The sequence below is a fragment of the Achromobacter sp. JD-1 genome (assembly GCF_038594925.1).
Lineage (GTDB): Bacteria > Pseudomonadota > Gammaproteobacteria > Burkholderiales > Burkholderiaceae_B > Achromobacter > Achromobacter spanius_C.
In genome coordinates, this window is sequence record NZ_JBCGCS010000077.1 from 1 (window position 1) to 1,430 (window position 1,430).

The 1,430-nt window shown below is 60.1% G+C and carries 1 pseudogene; it reads right to left on the reverse strand.

The features are described from left to right. Positions 1-30 precede the first annotated feature (30 nt). Positions 31-1,378: pseudogene (locus tag WBR68_RS31290) on the reverse strand (IS3 family transposase). Between the last annotated feature and the right edge of the window lie 52 nt (positions 1,379-1,430).

The window sequence follows — 1,430 nt, forward strand, 5'->3', positions numbered from 1 at the left end:
TGAACTGACCCCCAGAAGTTGGACGGTCAACTAAAGCCCGAAGGCCTGAGCTCGGTATTGCACCGGGCTCAGGCCTTTTAGCTTGAGCTTGATGCGGTTGTGATTGTAGTAATGGATGTACTGCCGGATGCCGGCCTGCAACTGCTCGATGCTCTCGAAGCGGTTGAGGTGGAAGAACTCTGCTTTGAGCGTGCCGAAGAAGCTTTCCATGGCGGCATTGTCCAGGCAGTTGCCCTTGCGTGACATGCTCTGCGTGACGGACCGGGCGGCCAGCATGCGCCGGTAGATGGGCTGCTGGTATTGCCAGCCCTGGTCGGAGTGCAGCACGGGGCGCTCCGTCGGCCGCAGCCGCGCCAGCGCCTTCTTCAGCATGCTGCCCACGAGCTTGAACACCGGCCGCAGAGCGGTCTCGTAGGCCACGATCTCGCCGTTGTACAGGTCCATCACCGGCGACAGGTACAGCTTCTCGCCACGCACGTTGAACTCGGTCACGTCGGTGACCCACTTCTCGTTCGGACGCTCGGCCTCGAAGCGACGCGCCAACACGTTGGCCGCCACATGATGCGACTGACCTCGGTATGACCGGTACTTCTTGGCGCGCACGAGCGACTTCAAGCCCAGCGCCTGCATCAGCTTCTGCACCGTCTTGTGATTCACCAGCTCACCTGCCTGGCGCAGCACCGCCGTGATCCGGCGGTAACCATAGCGGCCCTTGTGCTGCGCATAGACCGCGTCGATGCGCTGCTTGAGCTCGGCGTACGGGTCCACGGCGCCAAGCGCCTTCAGGTGGTAATAGAACGTGCTGCGCGACAGCTTGGCTGCTCTCAGCAATAGCGCCAGCGGATGACGATGCCTCAACCCTTGGACCATTTGCGCTTTTTCACCAGCGCTTCGGTCCGTTCCGCTTGGATCAAGGCATCGAGTTTTTTTAGGTAATCGAGCTCCGCTCGCAGGTACGCGTTCTCTTCGCGCAACTGCTTCTCTGTCATGTCCTTGGCTGTTGGCTCGGGTGGATACTTGTGTGGCATGGCGGGGCTATCTCGACGTCTGGGCGCCAATGCGCCCATTCCGCCCTCATCATACCCACGACGCCATTTGCCGATGGCCCGGAATCGCCCAAGTTGTAAACCGCCACAGCCTGCCTGTCCGACAAGCCGTCCTGCTCGATGCGCTTCAACACCTCAAATTTGAATTGCGCCGAATACCGCTTGCGCGGCCTGACTAAACCAGCCCGTCCATGCAGTTGGTAGACAGCCACCCATCGCCGCAGCAACGCATAGTCCACGCCGACCTCCCGCGCCACTTCCGCATAACTATGCTGTTCAGACAGATACCGCCGGACAGCTTCCAGCTTGAACTGCTCGTCGTACTTTGCCATGCAAAAAACCCCCGAAGGATGGATCAAAGTCCAACTTTCGGGGGTCAGTTCA